At 52.4% G+C, this 16,141-nt stretch carries 10 protein-coding genes; 7 read left to right on the top strand and 3 right to left on the bottom strand.

Annotation, left to right across the window (positions count from 1 at the left end; genetic code table 11):
- Positions 1-361: 361 nt before the first annotated feature.
- From ACTJJJ_RS01495 to bioA, 4 genes are read left to right on the top strand one after another with little or no spacing between them, the layout of a single operon-like run.
- Positions 362-994, top strand: a complete 633-nt coding sequence (locus ACTJJJ_RS01495) for a hypothetical protein (RefSeq protein ID WP_440701233.1) — start codon at positions 362-364, stop codon at positions 992-994.
- Positions 966-2,078 (top strand): aminotransferase class I/II-fold pyridoxal phosphate-dependent enzyme, encoded by a 1,113-nt coding sequence (locus ACTJJJ_RS01490; protein WP_440701232.1) that lies wholly within the window; start codon positions 966-968, stop codon positions 2,076-2,078. Before ACTJJJ_RS01495 ends, ACTJJJ_RS01490 begins: the two co-directional genes overlap by 29 nt.
- The gene (gene bioD / locus ACTJJJ_RS01485) at positions 2,062-2,727 is read left to right on the top strand and encodes a dethiobiotin synthase (RefSeq protein ID WP_440701231.1); all 666 of its coding nucleotides are present in this window, start codon (positions 2,062-2,064) and stop codon (positions 2,725-2,727) included. The genes ACTJJJ_RS01490 and bioD overlap by 17 nt, the downstream gene beginning before the upstream one ends.
- Entirely contained in the window at positions 2,687-3,961 is a 1,275-nt protein-coding gene (bioA, locus tag ACTJJJ_RS01480) for an adenosylmethionine--8-amino-7-oxononanoate transaminase (RefSeq protein WP_440701230.1), read from the top strand. The genes bioD and bioA overlap by 41 nt, the downstream gene beginning before the upstream one ends.
- On the opposite strand, the gene ACTJJJ_RS01475 is transcribed toward bioA, so the two are convergent.
- Positions 3,951-8,312, bottom strand: a complete 4,362-nt coding sequence (locus ACTJJJ_RS01475) for a metallophosphoesterase (protein WP_440701229.1) — start codon at positions 8,310-8,312, stop codon at positions 3,951-3,953. The genes bioA and ACTJJJ_RS01475 overlap by 11 nt on opposite strands.
- 326 nt (positions 8,313-8,638) lie before the next feature.
- Here ACTJJJ_RS01475 and ACTJJJ_RS01470 point away from each other — a divergent pair, with 326 nt between their 5' ends.
- Positions 8,639-10,558 (top strand): LodA/GoxA family CTQ-dependent oxidase, encoded by a 1,920-nt coding sequence (locus ACTJJJ_RS01470; RefSeq protein WP_188931440.1) that lies wholly within the window; start codon positions 8,639-8,641, stop codon positions 10,556-10,558.
- Positions 10,559-11,653: an FAD-dependent monooxygenase gene (locus ACTJJJ_RS01465; RefSeq protein WP_440701228.1), complete on the top strand. Its 1,095-nt coding sequence runs from the start codon at positions 10,559-10,561 to the stop codon at positions 11,651-11,653.
- 30 nt (positions 11,654-11,683) lie between these two features.
- Here ACTJJJ_RS01465 and ACTJJJ_RS01460 read toward each other — a convergent pair whose 3' ends face one another.
- Complete coding sequence (locus tag ACTJJJ_RS01460; RefSeq protein WP_440701227.1) at positions 11,684-12,382, bottom strand: winged helix DNA-binding protein; 699 nt, start codon at positions 12,380-12,382, stop codon at positions 11,684-11,686.
- Between the two features lie 215 nt (positions 12,383-12,597).
- Between ACTJJJ_RS01460 and ACTJJJ_RS01455 the strand changes: the two genes are divergently transcribed.
- Complete coding sequence (locus ACTJJJ_RS01455; protein WP_440701226.1) at positions 12,598-13,785, top strand: FAD-dependent oxidoreductase; 1,188 nt, start codon at positions 12,598-12,600, stop codon at positions 13,783-13,785.
- A 38-nt stretch (positions 13,786-13,823) separates the two neighbouring features.
- Here the strand turns inward: ACTJJJ_RS01455 and ACTJJJ_RS01450 are convergent, their stop codons facing one another.
- Positions 13,824-16,139, bottom strand: a complete 2,316-nt coding sequence (locus ACTJJJ_RS01450) for a glycosyl hydrolase family 95 catalytic domain-containing protein (RefSeq protein WP_440701225.1) — start codon at positions 16,137-16,139, stop codon at positions 13,824-13,826.
- Positions 16,140-16,141 lie beyond the last annotated feature (2 nt).

Raw genomic sequence — 16,141 nt, 5'->3', positions numbered from 1 at the left:
AGCACTTATGAGGTCATGTAACCGAATTTTCGTTTAATATAACTGATACCAACCTGTGCTGGTCCTGCGAATCGGCTATGGTTACAGCCTGTTGGGAGAATGCCTGCCCAGAGCGCTAATTACAAGCAACATGGCTATTACCATCCTTCGAACGCGATCCAGCGAGTTGTAATTTTGAGAGTAGTATACCATGGGTCAAACGCGCATAATATTTGTTTAAGTGAACCTAATACCGCCTTGCGTACCAAACTACCGGCGTTTTAACCGGGCGGCTACATGGCCGGACTACGCCTAATCTTACAAGCTGGTACCTCGCCTCGGATCAGAACACCGTTTCTTTGGTCAGAATTCAGAAAAGATCATGAGAGAAATACTGACCAAAATAGTTCAACGAAGCGAACTGCACAAAAAATGGCTTAACACGCTTTCTTTTTTGGAAAATGCCGGTGCGCGCAAAATCTCGGCCTGCGAAGAGCCGGAACTCGTTGACATCACACAGCTCAAACATGCGGCAGAGGAGCATCGGCATGCCTATTACCTTAAAAAGCAGATTCAGAAGCTCGACGGGCCGGCCCCCCGGCATTACGGGCTTTCCGAATTGCTGGCGCCTATTCATACCCGGCAGTATCTCCACAAACTCGACATCCAATGCGCACGTTACCTTAAAACCCAATTTGGTTTCGAGGGGCGCAAGTTAAAGTATGCAGCCTATTTGTACGTCACTTACCTCATCGAGGTGCGGGCGGATGAGCTGTACCCGGCCTACCAGGACGTGCTGACCGGCCAACAATCCAAAGTAACCGTCAAGTCCATCATACTGGAAGAAGAAGGTCACTTGAAAGAGATGACTTCCATGCTGGAAATCCTCCATCAGGACTGGCAAATGCATGCATCCCATCTTCAGAGGATAGAAGAGACACTATTTAACAATTGGTTTGAGGAAATAGCGAAAAACGTTCTTAGGAGTGAACCACTTAGAGCTGAACTGGCATAATGCCCTTTCAACACGGAAGGAAAACGGTCATTTGCGCCGATTAAGGCCACCGAACGAAGGTTGTGATTTTTATTCCAATGATTACCTGGGATTGTCCGCGGATGCCGCGTTTCAACAGACTATTTACGAAGCGATCGGCCGCGATACGAGGCTCCTAACCGGGTCAACGGGCTCACGATTGATCAGCGGCAATTCGGATGCAGCGACCGGGGCTGAAAAACGGATAACGACGGCACATCAGGTCGAAGCCGCATTGCTATTTCCATCGGGCTACAAGGCCAATCTTGCATTGTTTTCTTGCATTGCGGGCAGGCACGATACCATTATTGTCGACGAGCTCATTCATCGTTCGGTTCACGATGGCTGCCTGATGTCGACGGCCCGAAAATGGAAGTTCCGACATAATGATTTGACCCACCTGGAAGCCCTGTTGAAAAAAGCCAGCGGGAATGTGGTCATCGCGGTAGAAAGCCTTTATTCCATGGAAGGCGATTTCGCTCCGCTGGGCGCAATTGTAGCGCTGGCGAAAAAGTATCAGGCGGGCATCGTTGTCGATGAGGCCCATGCCATCGGTGTTTTCGGCAAGGGCCTGGTACATCGTGCCGGGCTGCAACAGGAAATGCTTGCAACGGTAGTGACCTACGGAAAAGCGATGGGCGTGCAGGGAGCCGCAGTGCTGGGGACCCATTTGCTGAAAGAATACCTGGTGAACTTTGCGGCGCCATTCATCTACTCTACCGGAATGCCCGGCGTGCAGATCGTAAGCATCACGGCCGCATACGACCACCTGGAAAGGCATCCAACATTAGCGATCACACTGCAAGACCGGATCCGGCATTTCAGAAAGTATCAATTATCCAATACCTCCCAGGAATCGAGCCCGATCCAGTCCGTCCAATTTCAACACGACCGCGAGTTGCGGGCAGTAACACAGGCTTTGGCCGAGGCAGGCATTGGCGCGTATGCACTTTTCCCGCCCACAGTCGGGCAGGCTCGTTTGCGGGTGAGTATTCACGCTTTCAACTCCCATGATGAAATAGACCAACTGTGCGGAATCATCCAACAATATGAATACAGGAAATAGGTTCTTTATCACCGGCATCGGAACCGGCGTCGGGAAAACGGTGGTTTCGGCTGTGCTCGCACAACATTTTCAGGCCGGTTACTGGAAACCCATTCAATCGGGAGACCTTGCGCAATCCGACAGCATTGAAGTCGGGGGCCTGATCAATCCCTATTTGAAGATCTACCCGGAGCGGTTTCGTTTGCAGCTTGCCGTCTCGCCGCACCAGGCAGCGGAGGCAGAGGACGTTCGCATCGAATTGTCTGATTTCCAGTTACCCCGCACCGACGGCCCGCTTATCGTAGAAGGTGCCGGCGGTCTGTTCGTGCCGGTCAATGACCGGCATTTTATGATCGAACTGATAGAGCAACTGCAACTACCCGCGGTTTTGGTCGTGCGTGATTATTTAGGCTGTATCAACCATACTCTGCTGTCGGTACAAGCATTAAAAGCGGCCAGCATTCCCGTTGCATTTGTCGTTTTTAACGGCATTTTCAACCCGGCCACCCGGGCTGTTCTGATCAGGCACTGCCCCGCCGAGGCGACGATCATCGAATTGCCTGAATTTGAGTATTTAAACAGAAATGAAATTTACAAAGCAGCCATTGCTTTAAAGAAATACCCTCATTATGACCCAACAAGAACTAATCAGGCGGGACCGGCAAGTTAACTGGCACCCCTACACCCAGATGAAATCGGGAACGCTGCTGCCGATCGTCAAAGGGGAAGGAACCTACCTCTTCGATGCCGACGGCACGCGATACATCGATGCCATTTCTTCCTGGTGGGTCACCTTGCACGGCCATGCACACCCCTATATTGCCCGGAAAGTAGCTGAGCAGCTGTCGACGCTGGAACAGGTAATTTTTGCGGGATTCACCCATCCTCCCGCCATTGAACTGTCCGAGAGGCTGTTAGCATTGTTACCCGATAACCAGCAGAAGGTCTTCTACACCGACAATGGATCGACAGCCGTAGAGGTTGCCCTGAAAATGTGCATCCAGTACCATGCGAACCTGGGCATTCCAAAGACCAAAATCCTTGCCTTTCATAACGGGTACCATGGCGATACTTTCGGGGCGATGTCGGTCAGCGGCCGGAGTGCCTGGACGGCGCCCTATATGGACTTTATGTTCGAAGTGCTGTTTATTGACGCGCCTGCGAAGGACAATCTTTCTGAGCTAAAACAGGTCATTGACCGACACGCGGCCGAGCTGGCCTGCTTCGTGTATGAGCCGCTCGTGCAAGGTGCCGCGGGCATGCGGATGCACGGCGCGGAAGAATTGTCGGAATTGCTTGAATACTGCCGAGCGAAGGAAGTTTTATTGGTACAAGATGAGATTTTCGTTGGCTTCGGGCGCACAGGGAAGCTTTTTGCAGCCAACCATCTGACCGTCGCCCCCGATGTCATGTGTTTCTCCAAAGGCCTGACCGGCGGTACAATGCCCCTCGGTTTGACGACCTGTTCCCAGAAAATATACGATGCCTTTTATTCCGACGACAAGTCAAAAGCGCTGTTTCACGGTCATTCGTTCACTGCCAATCCAATAGCCTGCAGTGCCGCATTAGCCAGTCTCGACCTGTTGCTCAGCGATGCCACCCAAGGCAATATTCAACGCATTTGCATGCAGCATAAAGCATTCGTTCAGCAAACAGAACTTTATGCCAACCGGCTGACTGCAAGACAATGCGGAACCATACTCGCCATCGAATGGAAAACAGAAGAGGCCACCTCCTATTTCAATTCCATTCAGGCATTCCTCAATAGCTTTTTCCTCGAACATCACATATTAGTGAGGCCGCTGGGGAATGTCCTGTATTTCGTCCCGCCCTATTGTATCTCCGAAGAGGATTTAAATTACATATATGCCCGTGTTTTTGACGCGCTGAACATCACTTCTTGATGATTTTCCACGAGTTCTCCTGTTTGCCCCGGTTCAGTTTCAAAATGTAAAGCCCTGATGGCAGCATCCGGGTATCGATCTCGTAAGAAGCTCCGGGGGAAGGTACACCTATCCCTTTTTGAAAGAGCTTTCCGTCTGCACCATAGATTTGCCACTGAAAAGGGTCCCTCGAATAGGGCTTTCCTCGAAGCATGAGCCGGTCGGCCGCCGGGTTAGGATACGCCGTAATTCCGTTGCCGGACAGCGGGTCAACGCCGACGAGCAAGCTGACAGTGACCGTGCCGTTCCCGGCAACCAGGCCATAGCCGCACACATTCCGCACCGAATCGAGTGAAAAGACCGTGGTCTGGCGCAAGGTGAGCACCTTGCCGACTGTGGGCTGACTAGTCGTTCCGGATAGTATGTCGGCCCCGTAATGCAGGTAGTAATGGGCGGGTAAAGTACCCTTGATAAGCAGGTTCAACTGCACCTCTTCTCCTTCAAAAACGGCCACCTTGCTGAGCGTGAAGTTCCCTTCCGCACGGCTGCGGATCGGCTGCGCATCGGATTGATTGGAGGTAAAATCGACATCAGGATTGACTGCCACAACCCGGATCCGGTAATCATTTCCTTCGGCGAGCGCGGCAGGCAGGCGCATTCGAACCGGACTACCCGCACTATTGCCAAGCAATGCGGCTGAGCCAAACCCTCCATTAGCATCGGAAAGCTGGGCTGCGTAGGTCCGTGCGCGATCGGGTCCTGTCACGGTAAAGCTCACGGCAACAGAGTCTCCGTCACAGAGCGCCGTTTTAAATGGTGCCGAGGTCAGTTGCGAAACATCGGATACGGTCAGGAATGGCTCTTTGACCGCCACTTCCACTGCGCCGCTCACATCCCCTGCCCCGCACCCATTGCTCACCGAGCGCAGCATGTACGGCCCGGTACTGCCCGCCTTCACCCGAATGGACGTGTCGGCCGCGGCAGCGGTACCTTCCGTTCCGTCGGACGCCACATAATGCCAGGGCCCCGGTCCCGCAAACTTCACGGACAAGGTAACGAACTCGCCCTTCCAGACCGTGACCGCCGGGGCAGGCAGGATTGCCGCCGTCGGCAATGCCTTCACAAACGTCTCCGGCCCTTCGAGGTCATCCATAAATGCATTTTTAGTGGCTATTCTCACCTTGTATTTTCCCTCAGCCAACCCCCTGGGCAGCCGTCCCAAAATGGGCGACCGCGTCCCTTCACCGAACGGAATATCACCGGTAGCGGTTACCAGCCTGGCTTCGTACAAAACGGGAAACCCTGATTCGTTGCCAACCGCCTCAAATTCCACACTGACCGTATCCCCGGCACACGTCTGCTGGCTCAATGCCACTGTTCCCAGCTTGAATTGTTTGGAAGCCGGCGGCGGTGCCAGGCCTAGCGGCATGCTGATCAGCTGTGCGTCGAATGTAAATGGGTCTGTGGCAGGATTGACAGACGTCAACGACATCGGATAGATGTAATAGCTCACCAGAATGTAGTTGATCCCGTAAACAAAGCCGCGGTTGCTTAATGTGTAGGTGACTTCCTCCCGACCATTCCCAAGATCCTTTGTGCTGGACGCGGTGATCTCTATGGGCTGTCCGTTCACGAGCAGAAGGTGCTCTTTTATGTAAAAGCTTTTTCGGTTGGAAAGGTTCTTATCCCGCAGCAGCGTGAGTTTGAATCCGGCGTAGGTCTGGGCCGAGCCGTTCAATACGAAACTCCGTCTAAACCACAGCCTTTCCGCAGGAACCATTACTTTTTCAATCAAATAGGTGGCCATCGGGTATCCTTCATCACCATGCCCGAAGCCAACAATGCTCTTAACCGGCATTTCAAACGGGGGGCCTGTGAAACTCCATGGGGCAATGCATTGCTTTTCAAGTTTAATGTCCTTGCTCATGAAACCAGCCATCAGCGGGAGGAGCCATTGCGACTGAAACTTAATCAGCGTGTCGCCCGTACTGACCGGTTTGGGATTGGTAACATTCACAATAAAGGTATCGGCCAGGTAACCCTTATCGTCTTTGACGTAGAATGTGCTCGAACTACCCGGTCCGATGCTCAGGTCGCGCACACCCGATGCCAATAGCACCCCTGGCTGCTGAGCAGTGTACCAATTGTACTTGCCGATCCAGGAGGCAGTCAGTTTGACTGCGTCTCCACCGTTCTGAATCGTCATGGTCTTTTTCTTGCTTACATCCTTCATCACCACGAACGAATCCGCAACGACAAATTTTGGAGACACATCCGACTCCTTGATAAATTTCACATCAAGCCGGTTCTCCTGAAACACCAGTTCCACCGATCCGCCTTCCTTGTGATAAAAGTCTGTGGTATTATCGCCCGTCAGATTGTCCAGCGGGGGCACCGAGGTGCTCGGGTGCTTTATACTCGAAGAGCCCGGGGTATAGCCTCCGTCGCTTAGACTGGTTGTGTACCAACCACGACCCGCCGACCCGGACAGGATATAGGTATAAGCTGTTTCGCTGTTAGTCTTGGCATATGGCAGCGTGTTGGGGTATCTTCCCAGGTTACCATTTCCTGCTTGCCCGCCGGTTTGTGTATAATCGCTAGTCCGCGCCTGTGTGCCTTTTTTGCGGATCATCCCCGCACGCTCATATGCATGCGAGTGCGATACAACCAGCGCATCGACATGGTACTCAGGCTTTTCCAGAATCGGCAGCAGCTTCTCCTGCACCCGCAACAAATCTTTCTCGGTTGGAAAATGGCCTATCGTCGAGAAGGGCGGCAGGTGAAAGGTTACCACCGTCCACTTTTGCTTATTCTTGGTCAAATCTTTGACCAGCCATTTAACCTGCGGCAAGGAATCGATGGGCGAATTGGTGGAATCGTCCATCGCAATCGAGTTTTTACTAAACAGGTCATAGTAACCTGCGGTGGAAGATTCCCGTTCCCAGTTTTCGTTCACATTCTGAGATTCGACCATCGGTGGGTTCAAAACGACAAAATGGACATTACTCTGGTTAAAAGAATAATACCCCTTTTTATTATATGTAGGTTCTCCCCCGATCTGCGCGCTATCCGGGTAAGCAAAAGCTGAAAAGCTCGCGGCTGTCTGGTTTTGATAACCCTTTTTGAGCTTGATCGTCTTTCCGCTTTTGGTTTTGTAGGCCAAATCCGGATCATAATCGTGGTTTCCCATGACCGTCCAGGAGGGTATGCGCGAGAGCAGCTGCTTGTCGGAAGGGTTGTTGTAAAATTTGAACAGCGTCAGGTCCAATGCGGTCTGAAGACCCTCATAAGGGAATGTATTGGAATTGTCACCCAGGAAAAGCATACCGTCGACCTTCGGGTTGTTTTTAGAGGCCAAATAGGCCAGGTAGGCATCCCGCACGTTGTAGGGCCGCGGATTGGTGCTTTGCCCTGCTCCGGAGTCACCCAGCAACCAGAAGCGCAGCGATTTGGTAGTATCGGCCGGGTCATGCAGCGTTCGGAAGTAATTCACCGATGGGTTGTATTGCAGCTGCACGTAGTCGTAACCGCTGTAATAGCCTACGCTATAATAATATTGGGTATCGGGAGCCAGGTTTTTAAGCGTAACGGTGTGCAAGGTATCACTGACTGACGACCTGACCTCCTGGTATATTTCCAGATCGGGATTGGTACTATACCGGACGCTCGCATTGGTCTTTACATTGGTGTACCAGTAAACCGTCATCTGATTGTGCGAAGCCAGTTGCAGGTACGGATGGCGGAACAACGACGGCGGTGCCCCTGCCGGCTGCCCATCCAGTTGCAAGTCGAAGTAAATATCGGAGCTGGTTTGGCCTGTCTGGTGCAATTCAACCGCTATGATATTGGTCCCGTTTTGGATCCGGTTTACCGATAACACAGTATCGATCGTCAGCAGTGGGGTACCTACGGGCGTACCGGCGTAGCCTCCCTGGGAGGGTGTCATATTCTTTCGGGCAACCTCCACCCCTCCGATATAGATGACAATGCCGTCGTCGAGCGTAGCGCGCAACCGTAAACTAGCATACGTCGAGGTATTACTGACCTGAAAGCTTTTTCGAAAATAAAACACCGGGTGGTTCGGCGTCGTATTGTTGGGCCCACGCTGAAGTGTGGTGGCATAGGTATAGCCCGCATTGCTTCCGAACCCGAATGGCGCATTTCCGCTTTGCCAGCTGGCGTCATTATACCCGGCAGTGGCCCAGGTGCTGCCATTTTGCACTACTCCATCTTGCAGGTATTTCCAATTGGACTGGTAAGGTACGATCGTTTGTGCCAAAACCTCCGCGGCACCGAACAGTAGTAACCAGACCAGGAGCGCGCCGGCGGCAGCATGCCCCGGGGCTCCCTGATGAGCGGGTTTCGTTTCCATAACATACTGAATTTGAGGGTGATCTTCGCTTTAATTTACAGATTTATTTATAGAAAAACTATAAATAAAATAAGAAGTAAAACAGATCGAAATCTGGCTGCTTTACGAGCGCTGAAACGACGACTACGTGCCGGGTTACAGCCAGACATTACAAACTAATTCTACCGATAACTCAATACTTTATTAGAAAAAAGTGCTGCCAAAAGTAAAAATAGCTACATACTCCTTTGTCCTAAGATCATCGGCCAATACCGGTTGCATTCGATTGCAATTAAGGGCAGTCCGGATTTCCATTCAATCACATCAACCATTTAAACTGAAAACAGATGCCCTCTACCATCAAATCAGTTGCGATTTATCCACCGCTCGGCATTGCGCGTGTCGGGAACTCGGATGAATTTTTCCTGGCCTCGGAGATACCGGGACAACCTCCTGTGCCCGAGAGCGGGTACAAGGATGCGCTCGGGCGCGTAAAGAAACAGGCCGTTCTCTTCCGGATTTACGGCATCGGCGAAAACGGCGAGGTGATCAGGGAACTGACAGCCTCCGACAATGTAAGCATTAGCTGGCGGGTGCATGTTGCCAACAGGAAGGCCGGCTGGTACCAGTTTATGAATGCCTTGGATATTCCCGGTTACGGAATACCGGCGGCATTTCGTAATGCGGGCGTCAAAGGTGATGACCGTTCCCAGTTAATCATCGACCCTGGGCCAAGGGCGATCAACGGCCAAAACGTGAGCGGCCCCGCTTACCAATTTGACGGCGGCAAGTTTTACGATACCGAGGTTCCGCTTGGAGAAGTCCGTACAGATCACGCAGGACGTCTGATCGTGTTGGGCGGGGAAGGAAAGTCGGCCTCGCATAACAGTTTGCCAGCCATCACTTTTGCCAACAACGACGGCTGGCACGACGATGTCTCCGACGGCACGGTCCGCGCGACTGTCGTGCTGGATGGCCAGACGTTCGAGGCTGCGCCGGCGATGGTAGCGGTAACGCCTCCCAACTTCGGACAAGGATTGTTTGCCGTCGTGACCATGTACGACGTCGTGTATGACCTGTATGTACGCAGCGGCTGGCTGGAAAAACCGGAAGCGATCGTTTTCTATGAACACATCTATCCGATCCTCAAACGGACCGTCGACACGCAGTGGGTAAACCACGGTTTCTACATGCTGTTTGGCCAGAATTCGCCCAGCGATTTTACCGAAAAAGACATTCTTGCCAAACTCTCCGACCCTTCCGAAAGCAGCCGGGCAGATAGGGAACGGGTATTCAATTGGTACCGCAAGCCGAATGGCGACCAATATGAGCCGGAAAAGATCCCGCCGTTTTACGGAGATACCTTCGGCGATTATGAAGCGCTACCGAGCGTGGATTTGCCTCTCACCGCAACCCAGTATGAATGCATGGAGCGTTGGGCGAATGGAGATTTTACTACGGGTTCGCTACAAGCACCACCGTTGTTTGACCATCTGAATCCGGAAGAACAGGTTGCCGCCCTTAACAAGGCCCCCCTGGAAGAATGCCTCGGCGGGCCATTCCACCCCGGCATCGAAATCACCTGGCCTTTCCGCAACCTGATTTTCTGGCAGGAGAAAAAGCCTTTCCGTATTAAAATACTTCCGGAAGGTGTTTCGCCCAAAGACGATTATGGTCCCCTGTTGTCCCCCGCCATCGCGCTGCAACCAGGAGGGCCGCTCGATGGCAGCGGGCCGGGCTCGCTCACCCGCTGGCTTGGCGTGCCCTGGCAAACCGACGAAGCAAGCTGCCTCTCCGGATATGTGGCCTCATTGTACCTGGCGCTTCCCTCCTTTTGGGCCGCGCGCGTTCCTAATCAGGTGCTTTCGAGCGACAGTTTTACCAGGCTGTCAGACAGCGGCATGAATGACGCCCAGCGGTTGAAGCACCTGGATTACCGCCAGGACTGGCTGCGCGACCTGGGTACACAGTATCAATCCAAAATCAATAATATGGTGGCCCGCTGGCATGAGCTGGGCATTATCGTGCAACATCCGCTGCCGAAAACCGGTGAAACCAAGTGGCTCCCCGAACAGCTATGGGTAGAGTCGGACCGCGCGCAGTTTACTGAGAGCGACCCAACCTACCAGCAGGTCCTGGAAGCGGAACATGCAACGCCGCAGATACTTCGGGAAGCTACGGTGCTTTTGAAAACCGTGGCGGGAGACGAGGAAAGCCCCGCGCGGCCACGGCGCGAACGGCGTGCATTCAGACGCGACGAACGCTAGATGGAGCACACAACGCCCGTCGTAATCGCCGGAGGAGGCATTGCCGGGATGGCTACTGCATTGAGTCTGATTAACCGTGGAGTTGGTTGCCTGATTGTCGAGCCTGAAATTGCATTGACGGCTAAAATCGGCGAAACGATTCCACCCAATGCGGCTTCCATATTGGCAAGGGCCGGGATCGATCATTTGATGGTCGATCCGGCTCACCTGCCGTGTTATGGCAACCATTTCGTATGGGGCAGCGATGTTCCGTACGAAAAGAGTTTTTTCACACAGATCAATCCGCATGGGTGGCATCTGGACCGGCCTTTTTTTGAAAAACAGCTGCGGACGCACTGCATTTCCCGTGGCATTGGATGGCTGGCGGGCCATCGCGTGACACACATCGAACAACTTCCCGACCGTTGGCAGGTTTCCCTGGATGGGGAGCAAAATGCCACAGTTTCATGCAGCTTCGTCGTGGATGCCACCGGCCGCCAGGCCCGGATCGCCCGCATTCTGGGCCGGAAGCGAAAGCGGCTGGATGCGCTGGTGGGCATCTCCGCGCAACTGACCGTCGGCGACACGATGCTGCGGCAAAATACTTTTATCGAAGCTGTCGCAAACGGCTGGTGGTATGCTGCGCCGCTTTCCAATCACAAGCTGTCAATTGCCTACATGACCGACAACGACCTGGTCGACAAGGAATTAATGAATACCAATCATTTTATGGCATTTGCCCAGTCAAGCACCAACAAGTTAATATCCAACCTATTAAAGAAACCCATTGCCTGTAATGCCGAAGAAATAACGCTAAGACCCGCCTCCACCTCCATGCTCGATGAGCGAACTGGTAACCGGTGGCTGGCCGTCGGCGATGCTGCCTATTCTTTCGACCCTATCTCTTCATACGGGATCATGTCGGCATTGGAAGGGGGTTATTATGCGGGCCACGCGATCGCGGACACGCTTGCGGGTCACACGGACGCCCTGCTCGCTTACGATGTGATCATCAGCCAGGCATTCGATATTTATCTTCAAATGCATAGCCAACAGTATTCAGCCGAGCAGCGATGGGCGGGAATGCCTTTTTGGAACCGGCGGAAAGTCGGATAAAAGAAGGAGAAACGCTTTTTTAAATTCAGCTCATTGCTTCCCGGCCGCGAACCGCGCAACCTGGTTTTGCTGATATTTGATCACCTCATCCAGTTTTTCAGCACCTAATGTTTCGACCAGCATGTCGGCAAAGCTCCGGGTGCGGTTATCGCCCAGTATCCTTCCATGCTTCATCTCAACAGGCCCCAGCAAGCTTATAATCAAATGAATATCCACTTTCGACATTTCGCCAAACAATAGGTAAGCGGGAAAATAAAGTCGTTGATAAAGCGAAAACAACAGCTGTTTCCCGCTACCGGTGAGCTGAACCAGCTTGGCGCGTTTGTCCGATGGATCAGTTCTTTCGGAGATGTAAGCCGCTTTTTTTAAGCGGTTCAGTAAGTCGATACCCGTGGTTTGCTCGAAAAAGTTATAGCTGATCACGTCAATTTTTCGGGCCTCGCCCTGGTGGAAAATTGTGTTCAGACAATAGAATGCATCCAGCTCCACTTCGTCGCCCTCTTTCAATGCCAACTTGGAATAAGCGGCTAGCATACTGCCTAGTCTTCCAATCAATTTGGCAACGGTCGATGTCTGATCTGGTGGCTCCACCCCTGCAAAGAGGCCTTCGGACACGCTGTTAATCTCCACCATGGCCAGGTAATGCCTGCAAAAGTCCGACACGGTCGCGTCAGGATGGGTTTCCTGGTAATTATCCCATTCACTGATCAGTTCAACGACAGGTTTCATAATAAATCGATTTTGTTGCAAATATAAATAAAAAAATCGGTTTCGTTGTTTTTGTATCTTTTTCGATCTAGTTTTGTATTTATAAAACGAAATCGATGTAATAACCATACGCGTTTTACAAAAATCTTTACGGCACGCAGCCGGAAACGAGACTTCCATTTAACACTTCCGACAATAGCAGAAAGAGTTCTGAATTCCTTGAACATATCATTTATATGAAAGCAATCATTATTGGCTGCGGGATCGCCGGCCCTGCCATGGCACTTGCCTTGAAGAAAATTGACATCCAGTCCGTGATCTACGAAGCAAAACCGGATACTGACGACGAAAAAGGCGCTTTCCTTGGTATTTCCCCGAACGGACTTAACATTTTGAAGCAATATGTCGCATTAGATGAAGTCCTGACGGAATACACGCCCGGAAAGATCCGGTTTTTCAATTCCCGTAACAAGGCCATCGGCGTGATCGATAATGCGGATCAAATTTCCCGCTACGGCAGTCAGACGGTTCAGGTTAAACGTAGTTTGCTTAATAGCTCCCTGCGCAAGGCCGCTCAGCGGGCCGATATTCGCGTCGAGTTTGGTAAATACCTGGTATCTGTCGTTCAAAATGAGGAGAATGGCATCGTAACGGCCCATTTTGCGGACGGTTCCACGGCCGAAGGCGATTTGTTGATTGGCTGCGACGGCATTCATTCGGTCGTCCGCCAGAAACTTTTCCCGAATGCGCCCAAACCGGAGTACACCGGCTTGCTGTCCACCGCGGGGACCAGCAATTTGGCCAATTTGTCGCTTCCGACAGACGCTATTCACATGACATTTGGCGAACGCGGGTTCTTCGCATATGCGGTCTCCAATCATGGCGAAGTCTGGTGGTTTAACAACATCGCCCAAACAACCGAACCGTCCCGGCAAGCGCTGAACCGCTCGGAGAAGGCCGATATGAGAGAGCGGTTGCTCGCATTGCACCAGAATGACCCGGAACCCATTGCAGCTACCATTCGGGCCGCACATTCGATTGAAATTTACGCAATTTACGACATCCCGTTTTTGCCGGAGTGGCATCAGGGACGCATTTGCCTGATCGGCGACGCTGCCCATGCTACGGCCCCGCACATTGGCCAGGGCGCCTCCCTGGCGCTGGAAGATACACTGGTTCTGGCCCAATGCATCCGGGATTTTGCCGATCTGTCAACAGCCTTTACGCACTTTCAATTCCTACGTCAGGCACGGGTTCAGGCCATTATCCAACAAGCCCGCAAGGTTGGGGATAGCAAAACCGTCCCGAACCGTTTTCAACAATTTTTCCGGGACTTGCTCCTGCCGTTGTTCGTCAGGCTGGAAGCCCGAAAAATGGAATGGGTGTACGGCTACCAGGTCGACTGGCATCGAAAACTGGTATGATTCAGACCGAAAAAGCCATGAAAACAATCCTCATGCAACTACTCAGCCCTTGTCAATACAATGCTGCCGCTCGCACGGCATTTAAGCCGCAGAAACCCACCTTCATCTTTGACGATCTCAATTCCTTTGGCTGACGCTATCCGGTATTTTTCAAAAGGTTTTTTCAAAACAATTTCACCCTCCTTTTCGGCGGTCATTCCGATCGACGTAACCTTACCGCCACGTTTGGCAGCACTTACGAGAACGGCCCCTTCGGCGCGTAAATCCTTAAAATCAGCGTCTTTCCATACTTCGGGCACCGCCGGCATGATCTCAATAAAACCGGCATAACTTTGTAGCATCATTTCCTGCAAACCCGAGGCGAATGCGAAATTACCTTCCAGGGTAAACGGCCGGTAGGTAAATTTTGAAAGCCCCGATTTCGTCTGGTCGCCGTTGGCGTGGAAGCTATTGGGCAGGCAGAATGCCTTCGCGAAAATTTCAAGGGCCTTTTGGGCACCCGCTCCGTCTTTCGCCCGCGCTTTCAGGTTTGCCAGCCAGGAATAGGAATAGCCGCACCAATAATCGGGACCGATTTTATCCAGCAATGCGATGGTGTTCCCGATCATTTTCTGCGCCTCCGGGCCATCCTCCCATTTGATGAGGCCCAATGGATGAATGGCCATCAGATGCGAAAAATGCCGGTGCGATTCGTTGTACGGAAGCGTTGGGCCAAACATCAGCTCGCTGTTTTCAGTAAAGGCAAACGGCGGGAATTCGGCCAGAAGCTCACGCCACTTTTGCGCCTGTAGCCGGTCGCCCGTCGCGAGCGCGAGTTCCGCACCCGCCCCGAATGCAAACTTGATCAACGCCAGGTCATAATTCGTTGTCTGGGGAAACCAGGCTTCCAGCTTGTTGTCGCGGATTTCGGGACTCGAACTGATGGGCAATTGCCGGATCCCCTTTTCATTTTTAATAGTAATATTTTCAAAGAATGTACAAACCTGTTTGAACCAGGGATAGGCACGATCTTTCAGAAAATCGCTATCCATACCGTAGCGCCATTGCAGATAGTAATGATGCGCAAGCCAGCCCGATACGGTCGGGGAAAGCGAATACTGGATCCAGCCGCCCATTTCGGTACCATCGAGGGTGGTTACGCCCGGAACAGCGAGACCTTCTACACCGAAATATTGTTTGGTATAGCGTTGGTAATTCTCCTTGTTTTCGTCCAAATGATCGAGGTATCCCAATGCTTCTTCCAGGTGGTTACCGCTGTAAGCAGGCCAGTAGCTGAGCTGGGTGTTGAGGTCATGGTGGTAATCACCTTTCCATGGCGGGATACGGCCATTATCCGCCGTCCATACCGCCTGCAATGAAATGGGCGGGGCGCCACGCCGGGCCGCCGAACCGAACTTGTATTGTTCGAGGTACCATTGTTTTTCGATCAGCGCGTCCGGCACACGAATGGACGACATATTCCAGAATTTCTGCCACCAGGCAACGTGCGACGTATAAGCAGAGGAGTAGGTCCCTTTTAATGCATCACCTGTAATGGCGGTAGCATTTGGATTGGCAGCCGCCTTCGGATAATGCGAAGAAACGCTCCATACCCCTTCTATAACGCCGTTACGAAGCGGCTTCCACTTCACGGCGATCTCGTAACTGAAACCGCCCCAGCCCTCCTGACGATAAGTAATGCTATTGGCTTCCCGCGTAATGATGCCCTGTTTGTACCCGAGGCGGGCGAGATCATCACCTACCAGCGAGTTGACCTCGCCTCCTTCCTTGACCGCCCCACTGTATTTGGGCGCAATGAGCTCTGGCATCACATTCTCCGAAACATGCTCAAACCGGAACCAGCCCGCTGGTTTAGTGGCGTGTACAAAGGTCTTAAGCACCATCCCGTTAGACCATTCCACCACTGCCGTGGCCGAAGCCAGCAGCACGTCCGCCTTCGTTACTTCAAGCCCTGCGGGAAGGGCGAATTCCAGTGCGCCGGCCGGAATCTTGGACGGCGCCGGCTCCCGGTCGTACGGTGCATCAAAATACTGCTGTACAGGCTTATAATCCTTTTTTCGAACCTGGTCCTGTACCCATTTGTAGCTGAATTCTTCGCGATGCAGGCCAGCCATCGGGCGCATGTCCCAGATATCGGCGCGATCCAGCGAGAGGCGTAGTTTACCTTCGCGTTCCCAGATCAGCGCTCCTACCGTGCCATTACCCAGCGGCAAAGCCTCGTCCCAAACTTTGGCAAGCTTGTCAAAATGGAGGTTATGTTTCTCCTGCGGTTGGGCCTGGCCCGTCAAAAACGACAACGCTGCCAGGCAGGTCAGCGTGGTTTTCAAAAAGAAATTATGATCAGTACCTGTCATTT

Source organism: Dyadobacter sp. 22481, assembly GCF_052044875.1.
GTDB classification, from domain to species: domain Bacteria; phylum Bacteroidota; class Bacteroidia; order Cytophagales; family Spirosomataceae; genus Dyadobacter; species Dyadobacter endophyticus.
This window is presented reverse-complemented; position numbering and strand designations above follow the sequence as displayed.